Annotated in this window: 11 protein-coding genes; 6 read left to right on the top strand and 5 right to left on the bottom strand. The window is 71.8% G+C overall.

The window, feature by feature from the left end; all coding sequences use genetic code 11:
* Nucleotides 1-4: 4 nt before the first annotated feature.
* Nucleotides 5-1237 carry a uroporphyrinogen-III C-methyltransferase gene (gene cobA, locus AB0B39_RS26790; RefSeq protein WP_357496174.1) on the top strand — a complete coding sequence of 411 codons (1233 nt, stop codon included), beginning with the start codon at nt 5-7 and terminating at the stop codon, nt 1235-1237.
* 323 nt (nt 1238-1560) lie between these two features.
* On the opposite strand, the gene otsB is transcribed toward cobA, so the two are convergent.
* On the bottom strand, nt 1561-4122 hold the full coding sequence (gene otsB / locus AB0B39_RS26785; RefSeq protein ID WP_234582173.1) for a trehalose-phosphatase: 2562 nt from the start codon (nt 4120-4122) through the stop codon (nt 1561-1563).
* 41 nt (nt 4123-4163) lie between these two features.
* Nucleotides 4164-5564 (bottom strand): trehalose-6-phosphate synthase, encoded by a 1401-nt coding sequence (locus tag AB0B39_RS26780; protein WP_030488230.1) that lies wholly within the window; start codon nt 5562-5564, stop codon nt 4164-4166.
* 308 nt (nt 5565-5872) lie between these two features.
* Here AB0B39_RS26780 and ettA point away from each other — a divergent pair, with 308 nt between their 5' ends.
* The 4 genes from ettA (at nt 5873) to AB0B39_RS26760 (ending at nt 9440) form a co-directional block, all read left to right on the top strand.
* Nucleotides 5873-7549: an energy-dependent translational throttle protein EttA gene (gene ettA, locus AB0B39_RS26775; protein ID WP_234582137.1), complete on the top strand. Its 1677-nt coding sequence runs from the start codon at nt 5873-5875 to the stop codon at nt 7547-7549.
* On the top strand, nt 7549-7995 hold the full coding sequence (locus tag AB0B39_RS26770; RefSeq protein ID WP_357496178.1) for a thioesterase family protein: 447 nt from the start codon (nt 7549-7551) through the stop codon (nt 7993-7995). The genes ettA and AB0B39_RS26770 overlap by 1 nt, the downstream gene beginning before the upstream one ends.
* Nucleotides 7992-8723, top strand: coding sequence for a hypothetical protein (locus AB0B39_RS26765; RefSeq protein WP_357575711.1), 732 nt, complete (start codon nt 7992-7994; stop codon nt 8721-8723). Before AB0B39_RS26770 ends, AB0B39_RS26765 begins: the two co-directional genes overlap by 4 nt.
* 132 nt (nt 8724-8855) lie before the next feature.
* Nucleotides 8856-9440 carry a YbjN domain-containing protein gene (locus AB0B39_RS26760; RefSeq protein ID WP_234582140.1) on the top strand — a complete coding sequence of 195 codons (585 nt, stop codon included), beginning with the start codon at nt 8856-8858 and terminating at the stop codon, nt 9438-9440.
* 33 nt (nt 9441-9473) lie between these two features.
* Here AB0B39_RS26760 and AB0B39_RS26755 read toward each other — a convergent pair whose 3' ends face one another.
* The 3 genes from AB0B39_RS26755 to AB0B39_RS26745 all read right to left on the bottom strand — a co-directional run bounded on the left by AB0B39_RS26755 (nt 9474) and on the right by AB0B39_RS26745 (nt 12752).
* Complete coding sequence (locus AB0B39_RS26755) at nt 9474-9863, bottom strand: globin (RefSeq protein WP_357575710.1); 390 nt, start codon at nt 9861-9863, stop codon at nt 9474-9476.
* A gap of 108 nt (nt 9864-9971) precedes the next feature.
* A complete protein-coding gene (locus AB0B39_RS26750) occupies nt 9972-11351 on the bottom strand; it encodes an MFS transporter (RefSeq protein ID WP_357575709.1) in 1380 nt (459 codons plus the stop codon).
* Between the two features lie 234 nt (nt 11352-11585).
* Entirely contained in the window at nt 11586-12752 is a 1167-nt protein-coding gene (locus AB0B39_RS26745; protein WP_357575708.1) for a mechanosensitive ion channel family protein, read from the bottom strand.
* 158 nt (nt 12753-12910) lie between these two features.
* On the opposite strand from AB0B39_RS26745, the gene AB0B39_RS26740 reads away from it, so the two are divergent.
* Complete coding sequence (locus tag AB0B39_RS26740) at nt 12911-13447, top strand: HNH endonuclease (RefSeq protein ID WP_074313833.1); 537 nt, start codon at nt 12911-12913, stop codon at nt 13445-13447.
* Nucleotides 13448-13467 lie beyond the last annotated feature (20 nt).

The following is a 13467-nucleotide window of genomic DNA, read 5'->3' as shown; positions in this document are numbered from 1 at the left end:
CCGGATGAGCGCCAGCCCGTACCCCCTTGGTCTGCGGCTCGACGGCCGGCGGGTGGTCGTGGTGGGCGGCGGCGCGGTCGCCACCCGGCGGGTGCCGGCGCTGCTGGATGCCGGCGCGGACGTCCTGCTGGTGGCCCCGGAGCTGACCCCGGCGCTGCGGGCCCGGGTGGACGCGGGCCGGCTGCACTGGGTGCCGCGCCGGTTCGTGCCCGAGGACCTGGACGGGGCCTGGCTGGTCCAGGTGGCCATCGACGATCCGATGGCGGCGGCTGCGGTGAGCGCCGTCGCCGCCGAGCGGCGGATCTTCTGCGTCCGGGCTGACGACCGGACCGCCGCCACAGCCTGGACGCCGGCGGTGACCCGACACGGCCCGGTCACCGTGGCGGTGCTCGGTGGCGGAGACCCCCGCCGCGCGATGACCGTCCGCGATGCCATCCGCGACCTGCTCGCCGTGCGCGACACCGCGCCCACCCGGGCCCGCCCCGACGTCGAGGCCACTACCGGTGCGACAGCCGGGCGGGTGGCGCTGGTCGGGGCGGGGCCGGGAGACCCGGAGCTGATCACCGTACGGGGCTGGCGGTTGCTCACCGAGGCCGACGTGGTGGTCGCCGACCGGTTGGTGCCCGGTCTGCTCCTGGACGAACTCCGCGCCGACGTCGAGCTGGTGGACGCCTCGAAGATCCCCTACGGCCCGTCCCGGGCCCAGGAGGAGATCAACCGGATCCTGGTCGACCGTGCCCTGGCCGGCGCGGTGGTGGTCCGGCTCAAGGGCGGCGACCCGTACGTCTTCGGCCGCGGCGGCGAGGAGTTGCTCGCGTGTGCGGAGGCCGGCGTGCCGGTCACCGTCGTTCCGGGAGTGACCAGCTCGATCGCTGCGCCCGCGGCGGCCGGGATCCCGGTCACCCATCGGGGGGTGGCGCACGAGTTCACCGTCGTCTCCGGGCACGTGGCACCCGACTCGCCGGCCTCGCTGGTGCGCTGGGACGCCCTCGCGGGCCTGCGCGGCACCCTGGTGATCCTGATGGGGCTGAAGAACCTGGCCGCCATCACGGCCACCCTGATCGCGCACGGCCGGCCGCCGCAGACACCGGCCGCCGTCGTCCAGGAGGGCACGACGGGCGCCCAGCGCGTGCTCCGCGCGACCCTCGCGACGGTCGCCGCCGACACGCTGGCGGCCGACCTCCGTCCGCCGGCCGTCGTGGTGGTCGGCGACGTGGTGGGTGCCCTCGACCGGTGACCGGCAGCACGCTCCACGCAGGTGCTTCGCGGCCCTGGTAGAGCGGCGCGCAGCGGGCCCTTCGGATGCTGCGGGCGGCAGGGACCGACTGGTCCCCGCGCGTCCTTTGCTCTGCTTCAACCGAGGAAACACGGAGAAGGCGTTTGTGTTGCCTGGAGTGAAGCAGAGCAAAGGACGCGCAGGGGGTGGCGGGCGCGAGGGTGGTGACGGCGGCGCTCGGGTGACCGGCGCCGTCGACGCGGTCAGACCGTGGCGCGGCACCGGCCACTACGACGACGGGCCGGAGCAGCGCTGCTCCGGCCCGTCGTCGTAGTGAAGAACAGTTACTGCTTGAGCATGTTGTCCAGCAGCAGGGCGCAGCGGATCAGCCCGAGGTGGCTGTACGCCTGCGGGTGGTTGCCCAGACCGCGCTCGGCGAGCGGGTCGTACTGCTCGGGGAGCAGGCCGGTCGGGCCGGCGGTGAGCACCATCTGCGCGAACAGTTCCTCGGCGTCGGTGCGGCGGCCGGTGCGCAGATACGCCTCGATCAGCCACGCCGTGCAGATGTGGAAACCGCCCTCACGCCCGGGCAGGCCGTCGTCCCAGTGGTAGCGGTAGACGACCGGGCCGCTGCGCAGGTCCGCCTCGATCTTCAGGACGGTGGACAGGAAGCGCGGGTCGTCACCCGGGAGCAGGCCGGAGAGGCCGATCCAGAGCGACGAGGCGTCCATGTCCTCGTCCCCGTACGCGACGCTGTACGCCTCGACGTCGTCGTGCCAGCCGTGCTCCAGCACGTTGGCGCCGATCCGGTCGCGCAGGTCCTTCCACTCCGGCCGGTCCTCGCCGCCGTGCTGGCGCATCACGTGCAGCGCCCGGTCGACTGTCATCCAGCACATCACCTTGGAGAAGACGTGGTGCCGGGGTGGCAGCCGCGCCTCCCAGATGCCGTGGTCGGGCTCGTGCCAACGGCGGCGGACCGCCTCGACCATGTTCTCCAGGACCCGCCACTCGTCGTCGCGGACCGAGCCGCGCGCGTCGGCGACCGCCGCGATCAGGTCGGCGATCGGGCCGAACACGTCGAGTTGGAGCTGGTGGTTGGCGAGGTTGCCGACCCGGACCGGCCGGGAGCCGGCGTACCCGGGCAGCGTGTCGATGACCGCCTCGGCGCCCAGCTCGTAACCGTCGATGGTGTAGAGCGGGTGCAGCCGCTCCGGGTGACCGCCGGTGCGCTCGATGCAGCCGTCGACCCAGCGCAGGAACGCCTCGGCCTCGTCGATGGACCCGAGGTCGACAAGCGCGCGGGCGGTCAGCGCTGCGTCGCGCAGCCAGCAGTAGCGGTAGTCCCAGTTGCGGACGCCGCCCAGCTCCTCGGGGAGAGAGGTGGTCGCCGCGGCCAGGATCGAGCCGGTCGTCTCGTGGCAGAGGCCGCGCAGGGTGAGCGCGCTGCGGGCCACCAGGTCGCGGGAGGTGGACGGCAGCCGCAGCGAGGCCACCCAGTCCTTCCACGGCTGCTCGGCCGCGGCCTGCCGCTCGTGGATCGGCACCCGGTGGTGCTCCAGGCTGTGCGTGCCGAAGCGCAGCTCCAACACGACCTGCCCGCCGGCGGCCGACAGGTCGACGATCGCCTTGGCGGTCTCGTATCCGCCGTCGTTGTTGACCTGCCACTCGACCCCGGGGGAGTAGAGGGCGACCGGCTCGTTGGAGCCGAGCACCAGCAGGCCGTCGCCGAGCGGCTGCAACTGCACGGCGACCTGACCGAACTCGGGGCGCGGGGCGAACTCCACCCGGACCCGACCGCTGCCGGTGAGCACCCGGACCAGGGTCGAGTCGCCGGTGACCACCGCCGGGCCGTCGGGGGTCGTCTCGCGGGCCGGCTTGTCCAGCCAGTCGGTGACGGTGAGCCCCGACCACCGGGTCTCGACGGTCATCGTGCCCGAGCGGTAGCGCTGGCCCAGCGGGATGCCTCCACGCTCCGGGGCGACGCTGAAGTGGCCGGCGGGGCTGCCGCCGACCAGGTCGGCGAAGATCGCCGCCGAGTCCGGCTTGGGGTGGCAGAGCCAGCTGACCTTCGCCTCGGGCGTGAGCAGCGCGACCGTACGACCGTTGGCGAGCATGGAGTGCCGCTCGATAGGCACCGCCCGCTCGCCGAAGAGCCAGTGGCGGCGGGTCTCCAGCAGCAGCCCGAGCGCGCGGGCGGCCTCGATGGGCTCGGCCACCCGGAAGCCGGCCTTGGTCTCGCCGGGGCCGATCTTGATGCCCAGGTCCGGCCCGTGCAGGTTGCCGAAGGCGTTCTCGTCGGTGACGTCGTCGCCGATGAAGAGCACCGCGCTGGCCGAGAGCTGGGTCCGGAGCTGGTCGACTGCGGTGCCCTTGTGGGTGGCCACCACGGACAGCTCGATGACCTCCTTGCCCTGCGTCACCGTGACGCCGTCGAAGGTGGCCGGGCCGTTGCGGACCGCCTCGATGGCCGCGGCGGCGACCTGCGGGTCGACGCCCCGGGTGTGCACCGCGACGCTGGCCGGCTTGCGTTCCAGCCGGATGCCGGGGTGGTCGGCGGCGATCTCCCGCAGCGCGTTGCGCACCTGCTGACGCACCGCGACCAGCTCGGGGGAGAGGCGCTCGACGAAGCCGATGTCGAACTCGGAGCCGTGACTGCCGACGAGGTGCACCTCGCTGGGCAGCCGGGAGAGCGCGGCCAGGTCCCGTAGGGCCCGGCCGGAGACCACTGCCACGCTCGTCTGCGGCAGCGCGGCGAGCGCGCGGATCGCCGCCACCGACTCGGGCAGCGGTACGGCGGTGCTCGGGTCCTCCACGATCGGCGCGAGCGTGCCGTCGTAGTCGCAGGCGATCAGGAGCTGCGGAACCCGGGCGATCCGGCCGATGGCGGAGCGCAACTCGGGGTCCATCACCCCGGTGGTGATCGCCGCTCCGTCGTTGACGGACGTGTTCACTCGGCCTCCGCCTCGGGAACTCCGAGTTCGGAGAGGAAAGACTTGGCCCAGTGCCCCACGTCGTGGGTACGCAGGTGACGTTGCATTGTCCGCATCCGGCGGCGTGCCTCGGTTTTCTCCACGTGCACGGCCCGGAGCAGGGCGTCCTTGACCGCGTCCGGGTCGTGCGGGTTACACAGGAAAGCCTGGCGCAGCTCCGTTGCGGCGCCAGCGAACTCGCTGAGCACGAGCGCACCGCCCTGGTCGGCGCGTGATGCGACGTACTCCTTGGCTACCAGATTCATACCGTCTCGCAGCGGGGTCACCATCATCACGTCCGCAGCAACGTACATCGCGGCCAGTTCACTGCGACTGTACGACTGATGGAGGTAATGCACGGCCGGCACGCCGACTCGGCCGAATTCGCCATTAATCCGACCAACTTCGCGCTCTACCTTGACCCGTAGTGCCTGGTAGTGCTCGACGCGCTCGCGGCTCGGCGTGGCCACCTGCACCATAACGGCGTCCGGAACTGTCAACTTTCCGTCAGCGAGCAACTCGCGGAAGGCCTTGAGCCGCAACTCGATGCCCTTGGTGTAATCCAGCCGGTCCACGCCCAGGATGATCGTCTTCGGGTCGCCCAGCTCGGCGCGGATCTGCTTGGCCCGCGCCTGGATCGCCGGGTCGGCGGCCATCCGTTCCATCTCCTGCGTGTCGATGGAGATCGGGAAGGCGCCGGCCTTCACCTGCCGACCGTCGACCTGGATCATCTGCCCCTCGTAGCGCAGCCCGAGCAGGTGCCGGGCCAGCCGAACGAAGTTCTGCGCGGCCAGCCGCTGCTGGAAACCCACCAGATCCGCGCCGAGCAGACCCCGCAGGATCTCGGTGCGGAACGGCATCTGCATGAACAACTCGATCGGCGGGAACGGGATGTGCAGGAAGAAACCGATCCGCAGGTCCGGACGCAGCTCGCGGAGCATCGCCGGGACCAGCTGAAGTTGGTAGTCCTGCACCCAGACCGTCGCGCCCTCGGCCGCCACGTCCGCGGCGGCCTCCGCGAACCGGGCGTTGACCAGGCGGTACGCCTCCCGCCAGCGCCGCTTGTACGCGGGCGTCTCCACCGCGTCGTGGTAGAGCGGCCAGATCGTCGCGTTCGACTGGCCCTCGTAGTAGCGCTCCAACTCCTCGGCGCTGAGCGGGACCGGGTGCAGCCGGATGCCCTCCAGGTCGAACGGCTCGGGGGCGGCGCCGGTGCCGCCGGCCCAGCCGACCCAGGTGCCCTGGTGTTCGGCGAGCACGGGATGCAGCGCGGTGACCAGCCCGCCGGGGCTGCGTCGCCACTGCCGTCCCTCGGGTGTGCTCACCTCGTCGACCGGCAGACGGTTCGCCACTACGACAAAGGAGCTACGGACGGTCACGATCGGCCACCTCCGGGTGCTGACGGGTCCACCGCGATGAGCGTACTGAGCGTAGCTGCGGCGTCTTGTGCCCCGTGCCGGAGTCTCCTACCCGCCTCGCCAGCGCCGAATCCTAACGGTGATCTTGTCGACAGCCGCCGCCGTCGTACTCCTCGGGCGGGGTGATGTGGGCGAAGCGCGCCGTACCTGTCAGGATTGACGATGGCGTGCGCGCGGCCGGCTCCCGGCCGGCGGCGGCGGGTGCAGGTCCCAGCCCGCGCCGCGCCGCCGACTCAGGCGACAGCAAACCGACGGAGGTAGCCCGCACCGTGGCCCAGTACATCTACGTCCTGGAAAAGGCGCGCAAGGCGCACGGCGACAAGGTCGTGCTCGACAACGTGACGCTGAGCTTCCTGCCGGGCGCCAAGATCGGTGTGGTCGGCCCGAACGGCGCCGGTAAGTCCAGCCTCCTCAAGATCATGGCAGGGCTGGACAAGCCGAGCAACGGCGAGGCCCGGCTGATGCCCGGCTACACCGTCGGCATGCTCGCCCAGGAGCCCCCGCTCAACGACGCCAAGACCGTCCTCGGCAACGTCGAGGAGGCGGTCGCCGAGACCAAGGCCAAGCTGGAGCGGTTCAACAAGATCGCCGAGCAGATGGCGACCGACTACTCCGACGAGCTGATGGAGGAGATGGGCCGGCTCCAGGAGGAGCTGGACCACGCCGACGCGTGGGACATCGACTCCAAGCTCGAACTCGCCATGGACGCCCTGCGCTGCCCGCCGCCGGACGCCGACGTGACCCAGCTCTCCGGTGGCGAGCGCCGCCGCGTCGCGCTCTGCAAGCTGCTGCTGGAGGCGCCCGACCTGCTGCTGCTCGACGAGCCCACCAACCACCTGGACGCGGAGAGCGTCTCCTGGCTGGAGCAGCACCTGGCCAAGTACGCCGGCACCGTCATGGCGATCACCCACGACCGGTACTTCCTGGACAAGGTCGCCGGTTGGATCCTGGAGCTGGACCGCGGCCGGGCCATCGGGTACGAGGGCAACTACTCCACCTACCTGGAGAAGAAGGCCGCCCGGCTCGCCGTCGAGGGTCGCCGCGACGCCAAGATGAAGAAGCGCCTCACCGAGGAACTGGAGTGGGTCCGCTCCAACGCCAAGGCCCGCCAGACCAAGTCCAAGGCCCGCCTGGACCGGTACGACGAGATGGCCACCGAGGCGGAGAAGACCCGCAAGCTGGACTTCGAGGAGATCCAGATCCCGCCGGGCCCGCGCCTGGGCAGCACGGTGATCGAGGCGAACGGCCTCAGCAAGGGCTTCGGCGACCGGCTGCTGATCGACAACCTGTCGTTCTCGCTGCCCCGCAACGGCATCGTCGGCATCATCGGCCCGAACGGCGTCGGCAAGACCACGCTGTTCAAGACCATCGTCGGGCTCGAGGAGCCGACCGGCGGCGAGGTCCGGGTCGGCCCCACCGTCTCGCTGTCGTACGTCGACCAGAACCGGCAGGGCCTCGACGGCGACAAGACCGTCTGGGAGGTCGTCTCCGACGGGCTGGACTACCTGATGGTGGGCAAGGTCGAGATGCCGTCGCGGGCGTACATCGCCGCGTTCGGCTTCAAGGGCCCGGACCAGCAGAAGCCGACAAAGGTGCTCTCCGGCGGCGAGCGCAACCGGCTCAACCTGGCGCTGACCCTGAAGATCGGCGGCAACGTCATCCTGCTCGACGAGCCGACCAACGACCTGGACGTGGAGACGCTCTCCAGCCTGGAGAACGCCCTGCTGGAGTTCCCCGGCTGCGCCGTGGTCATCTCCCACGACCGGATGTTCCTGGACCGGGTCGCCACGCACATCCTGGCCTGGGAGGGTGACGACCAGGACCCGGCCAAGTGGTTCTGGTTCGAGGGCAACTTCGAGGCGTACGAGAAGAACAAGATCGACCGCCTCGGCGCGGAGGCTGCCCGGCCGCACCGGGTGACCTACCGCAAGCTGACCCGCGACTGATGTCCGACCGGTTCGTCTACCACTGCACGTTGCGCTGGTCCGACCTGGACGCGTACGGCCACGTCAACAACTCGCGTTTCCTCACGCTCTACGAGGAGGCGCGGGTGGCGTTGATGTTCGCCGGCGGCCGGGCCTGGGGAGTGGGCTCGTTCGCCGACGGCGTCGTGATCCGTCGGCACGAGGTCGACTACCTGCGCCCGGTCGACTACGCGCTGGGTCGGGCCACCGCGGAGGCCGCGCCCACCGTCCGCATCGAGCTGTGGGTGGAGGAGATCAAGGCATCGCGGTTCACCGTCGCGTACGAACTGTACGACGGCGACGTGCTCGCCAGCCGGGCCCGCTCGGTGCTGGTGCCGTTCGACCTGACCCGCCAGGTGCCCCGGCGGATCACCACCGAGGAGCGGGACTTCCTGCTCACGTACGCCCCGCAGGGCGGCGGCGCGTGACTCGGCCGGGCACCGCCGGCCCGGACCGCGTCGCGGCGTCACCGTCCGGGCACGGCCTGACCGGCGTGGCCGACGCGGGTGCGTTCCTGGCCCGGCTGGTCCGGCTGGACCCGACGGCGCCGGTCCGGCTGCGGCCGGCCGGCGCTCCCGGCCGGGTCGCGCTGTTCGCCCGGCTGCCCTGGCAGGTGCTGGTGGCCCGGACGGTCGCCGGAGCGGCCGCCGGTGACGTCACAGTGGGCGCCGCCGACCTGCTGGCCGAACTGGAACGCGGTGGGGCGACGCTGCCGGCCCGCCGCGACGCGCAGTGGCGCTGGCCGCTGCCACCGGTGCGCAGCGAGCCGGTGGAGGTGCTGCCGGCCGTCGAGGTGCGGCGGATCGCCGACGCGGCGGCGGGCACCCTGCGCACCGCGAGCGAGCAGGGGGTGGCGGGCCGCGCGGTGGGTCAGCGCGCGCTTCGCGACGCGCTGCTCGACCACGTGGCCGTCCTGGTCACGCCGGACGATCCGCCGGGCCCCGCCGTCGAGGTGTCGCAGCGGCTCGTGCAGGGGCTGGTCCGGATGGGCTTCCTCGGCGCGGTCGACGAGCCGGCCGGGCCTGGCGGTCGCTCCGAGGTCCAGGTGCGGGTGGCGGGCCGTTGGGTGGGCCTGGTGGGACCATACGGAGCGGCCTGGTTGCAGAAGGCCACCGACCTTGCCGTGACACCCCTCGCTACTCGTCCGAACGGCTGACCCCTGCTCATTCTTCTGGGCCGGTGCGGTCGTTGGGGGGGTGCTTCAACCCGGCTGTCCGGGTACCGTCCATCCTCGGATCCAACGCACCGTAGGCGGCTGGATCCGCTGGGGAGTGAGGTGCGACGAGCGATGCCGTGGTGGTCATGGCGCCCCGGTCCCGCCGACGGCGGCGATCCGGAAACCCGAAGCGGGATCACAGTGGAGAGCGCGGTCCGGGTCGGCCCGCCGAGTCCTCGCCAACCGGGGGACGACTGCCCCGGCAGCGACCGTCCCGTCCTGACCGAGATGCCGGCGACAATCGAGCCGGTGAGCCTGCGCCGTGTCTGTGACGCACTCGACCTGCTCGACGTGCGCTACCTGGCCGACGGCGACGGCAACCTGCTGGCCATGTGGGAGCGGCACGCCGTGCTGGTGACCCTCGAAGGCCCCGAGGACGAGATCCTGGTGATGCGGGCCCGCCCGCACGCCACGGTTCCGCCGGACTGGGCCGACCGGGCCTACCGGGTGGTCAACGAGTGGAACCACACCCGCCGCTTCTGCAAGGCGTACATCGGCGACCCGACCGAGCGCGGGCAGCTGCCGATCTACGCCGAGTTGCAGGTTCCGCTGGGTGCCGGCACCCACGACGCTCTGCTGGTCGAGATGCTCGACTGCGGCGCGGCAGTGGCCGCCAGCTTCGTGGACTGGCTGCACGACGAGGGCGCCCTGCTCTGAGGCGCCCCGCGGCGTCCGTGCCGGAACGCGCCGTCAGGCGCGCTCGGCCGGGTCCTCCATGACGTTGACCATGAAGAACGCGGCCCGCTCCAGATAGTCCCAGAGGGCGACGGCGAGCTGCGGCTCCAGGTCGAGCCGGTCGACCGCCTGGCGCATGTGCCGCAGCCAGGCGTCCCGCTCGGCAACGCCGATCCGGAACGGCGCGTGCCGCATGCGCAGCCGGGGGTGCCCGCGCTGCGCGGAGTACGTGTTCGGCCCGCCCCAGTACTGCATCAGGAACAGGGTCAGCCGGTCGGCCGCCGGGCCCAGGTCCTCCTCCGGATACATGGGTCGCAGCAGCGGATCGGTGGCGACGCCGACATAGAACTCGTCCACCAGCCGGCGGAAGGTGGGTTCGCCGCCGACCGCCTCGAAGAGGGTCATCGACGCTTCGGGACTGTCGGATTCACCTGCGGGGTTCACCGTTCCATCCTGCCAGGTGCCCCGGCCGCCGACCCGACCCGGAGGCCGTGCGCCGGCTCACGCCGTGGATCAGGTGACCGCGTGCCGGCGGTGGCCGTCGGCGGGCCGGAGGTCGGCGCCGGCCGGCGTGCCGTCGGCGACGGTGGCGCCCCGACCGGGGCTCGGGTCGGCGTTGGCCGCGGCGGCCCTGGCTATGGCGTCGTCCACCGTCTGCCTGTCCGGCCAACGCAGGGCGACGATCGTCATCAGCACCACTCCAGCGGCGCTCCAGACCCCGACCACCACCGGGATGGAGAACCGCTCGGCGAGCAGCCCGGTGACCAGCACCGCGAAACCCTGGATGACCTGGACGCCGGTGGCCATCACACCGAACGCGCGGGCCCGGAACCCGTCCGGCAGCGCCTGGACGAAGAGCCCGTTGGCCATCGGCATCATCCCGGCGACCGCGAACCCGCACAGGGCGGCCAGCAACGCCACCACCAGCGGTGGCGGATCGAACAGCGCCGGCACCAGCACCAGCGGGGAGAACACCGCGAGGGGCCGCATCAGGCTCAGGCGGCGGGTCGGGCCGAAGAGCCGGCTCACCAGCAGCCCACCCAGGACGTAGCCCACCGGGTTGGCGACCATGATCACCGCCTGCGCGGTGCCCGCGTCCATGCCACCGTGGGAGCCCTTGTTGGCCCAGGCGGCGGCCAGCCCCTCCGGGATGATCGAGAACAGCAGCGCGCTGAACACCAGCACCGCGATGGCCCGCAGCACCGGGGTGCCGAACACGATCTGGAACCCCTGAGCGGTCTCCCGGAGCAGGTGGGAGCGGTGCGCGATGGTCATCGTCGCCGGCCGGTTCCGTACGCCGACGCGGACCAGCAGCGCCGAGAGGCCGAACGTGGCCGCGTTGAACAGCAGCGCGACCGTCGGGTTGATCGAGGCGACGGCGGCACCGAGCAGGTAGCCGACGACCTGGGCCGCCTGACCGATGCTGGCGTTCAGCGACAACCCGACCACCAGCCGGTCCCCGGCGAGGATCTGCGGCATCAGCGCGGACTTCGCGGCCTGGCTCGGCGGATTGGCCAACGTGGCGGCGAAGATGAGCACCAGCAGCGCCGGAACCGGCAGGTTGGGGAGGGCGATGAGCAGCATCAGCGCCATCCGGATCACGTCGCACGCCACCATCACCCGGCGGTACGGATGCCGCTCGGCCAGGGCGGCGAGCAGCGGGCCCCCCAGCAGCCACGGCAGGTAGCTGACCGCGAACGCGGCGGCGGAGAGCGCGACGGACCTGGTCTGCTGATAGACGAGCAGGGTGACGGCGGCCTTGGCGACGTAGTCACCGACCCAGGACAGAGCCCCGGCCGTGAAGACAACCCGGAACTCGCGCTGGGCGAACACTTCGCGAAAAGTGGCCGGGCCTTCCGCGGAAGGTCGCTCGTCAGGCACCGTCGCCTCCATCGGCTCCCGGAACGACAGCTCGTGGCGGCCGGGCCGGGAACACTCGTCAGATCTCCGGATCAGCGAGGATGTGACCACGCTCCGGCGGGAACGCGTGCTCCGGATTCTGCCCGATCGTCTGACAACTAGCTAGGGCGAACGGATCGTTCGTCGCATCCCCGACTGAACGAACGGACGATACTCCAGGGGCCGGGCGGCTCGCGACCCCTGTATTGCCGGCCAGTCTCGCCGGGGTCAGGTGGCGCCGCCCTGGCCGGTCTCACCCTCGGGCAACGGCCGGCTCGACAGACCGGGATAGATGCGGGCGGCGGCGATCTGCGCGGTGATCCCCGAGTTCTCCAGCGCCTCCGCCAGCCTGCGGCGCAGCTCCCGGCTCACCGCGAACTGGCCGTCGGCAGTCGTCTTCACCACCGTACGGATCACGGCGCCATCCACAGTCACCTGCTCGACGCCCAGCACCTCCGGGGCCTCCACGATCTCCGGCGACAGCTCCGGGTCCAGCGCCACCGAGGCCGCGGCCGTCCGCAGCACGGCGGTGGCCTCCTCCGTGCCGCTGAAGCCGATCGGCAGGTCCACGACCACGAGCGCCCAGCCCTGGCTCTTGTTGCCCACCCGGATGATCTCGCCGTTGCGGATGTACCAGAGCACGCCGCGTCCGTCCCGGACCGTGGTGACCCGCAGCCCGACCGACTCCACGACACCTGTCGCCTCGCCCAGGTCGACGTTGTCGCCCACGCCGTACTGGTCCTCGATGAGCATGAAGAGCCCGGCGATCAGGTCCTTGACCAGGCTCTGCGCGCCGAAGCCCAGGGCGACGCCGGCGATCCCGGCGCTGGCCAGCAACGGGGCGAGGTCGAAGCTGAACTCGCGCAGGATCATCAGCAGCGCGATGCCGAAGACGAACGCGGTGGTCAGGCTGCGCAGCACCGAGCCGATCGCCTCGGCCCGTTGCCGGCGGCGCTCGGGCACGAACTCGGCCGGGTCGACAGCTGCCGTGGGCACCCGCTCGCGCAGCGGCCGCAGCATGGTCGGCACCGCGCCGTCGGTGGTCGTGCGGACCAGCCGGTCGATCGTCCGGTGCAGCGCCCAGCGGGCCACCATCGCCAGCGCCACTATCACCAGCACCCGCAGCGGCTTGAGCAGGATCCAGTAGCTGCCCTCCGCGAACCATTCCGACCTGGTGATCCCGTAGATCCACTCGCAGGAGGTGCTGCCCTGACAGTTCACCGACACGGCGTCGGGCAGGGCAAGGGGCGTTCCGCTGGCGGCACTCACCCTGTCTTCGTACCGCAACGCCCCGGACCGGTCGCCGCCGACCCACCGGCCGGGTGAGATGCGCCCGAGCGGCGGGTCGGACCGGGGCGAACCGGCCATCGTGACAGGTGCGGGAAAGAGCTTCATGTCCGACCCCGGATTAGTACGTGCAATCCGGGGTCCGATCAGGGACTATTGGCGCAACGGACGTCGGTGATCGAACGGGCGTCGACGGTGCGGGCTTTCGTGCCCGGCCCCGGTCGGCGGCGTTTCGCAGCAGCCGCTGAACCGGGAGGGTGAGCGCGATGCCTGACATACGACCCACGGTGGGCTCCGGCGCGCTGGTCCTCAACGCCACCTACGAGCCCCTGTGTGTCGTGTCGGTGCGTCGCGCCGCGATCCTCGTCCTCTCCGCCAAGGCCGTCTGCGTCGCCGATGGCGACGGCATCCTGCACAGCGCCCGGGACGCGCTGCCCGTGCCGTCGGTCGTGCGCCTGACCCGCTTCGTCCGGGTGCCCTACCGCACCCACGTGGGGCTGTCCCGCCGAGCGATCTTCGCCCGGGACGGCTGGCGGTGCGCCTACTGCCGAGGGCCGGCCGAGACCATCGACCACGTCTTCCCGCGCAGCCGGGGTGGGCGGCACGCCTGGGAGAACGTGGTCGCCGCGTGCGCCCGGTGCAACCACACCAAGGGCGACAAGACCCCGGCCGAGCTGGGCTGGCGGCTGCACGCGTTGCCGGCCGCCCCGAAGGGCACCGCCTGGCGGGTCCTCGGGCACCGCGCTCCGGACCCGCGCTGGGCCGACTGGCTCGACCTGCGCGAGCCCGAGGCAGCCGCCTGACCGCACCTGCGCGGCCCCGA

The organism is Micromonospora sp. NPDC049114, assembly GCF_040648635.1.
Lineage (GTDB): Bacteria > Actinomycetota > Actinomycetes > Mycobacteriales > Micromonosporaceae > Micromonospora.
Note: the sequence above shows the minus strand (reverse complement) of the source record. Positions and strands in the feature narration are given on the sequence as shown.

What these genes read in the sequence shown, in the direction of transcription:
- AB0B39_RS26740 (WP_074313833.1), top strand. Translation starts at nt 12,911, where the DNA reads ATGCCTGACATACGACCCACGGTGGGCTCCGGCGCGCTGGTCCTCAAC.
- AB0B39_RS26755 (WP_357575710.1), bottom strand. Translation starts at nt 9,863, where the DNA reads ATGACCCTCTTCGAGGCGGTCGGCGGCGAACCCACCTTCCGCCGGCTG.
- cobA (WP_357496174.1), top strand. Translation starts at nt 5, where the DNA reads ATGAGCGCCAGCCCGTACCCCCTTGGTCTGCGGCTCGACGGCCGGCGG.
- AB0B39_RS26750 (WP_357575709.1), bottom strand. Translation starts at nt 11,351, where the DNA reads ATGGAGGCGACGGTGCCTGACGAGCGACCTTCCGCGGAAGGCCCGGCC.
- otsB (WP_234582173.1), bottom strand. Translation starts at nt 4,122, where the DNA reads ATGGACCCCGAGTTGCGCTCCGCCATCGGCCGGATCGCCCGGGTTCCG.
- AB0B39_RS26760 (WP_234582140.1), top strand. Translation starts at nt 8,856, where the DNA reads ATGCCGTGGTGGTCATGGCGCCCCGGTCCCGCCGACGGCGGCGATCCG.
- AB0B39_RS26745 (WP_357575708.1), bottom strand. Translation starts at nt 12,752, where the DNA reads ATGAAGCTCTTTCCCGCACCTGTCACGATGGCCGGTTCGCCCCGGTCC.
- AB0B39_RS26770 (WP_357496178.1), top strand. Translation starts at nt 7,549, where the DNA reads ATGTCCGACCGGTTCGTCTACCACTGCACGTTGCGCTGGTCCGACCTG.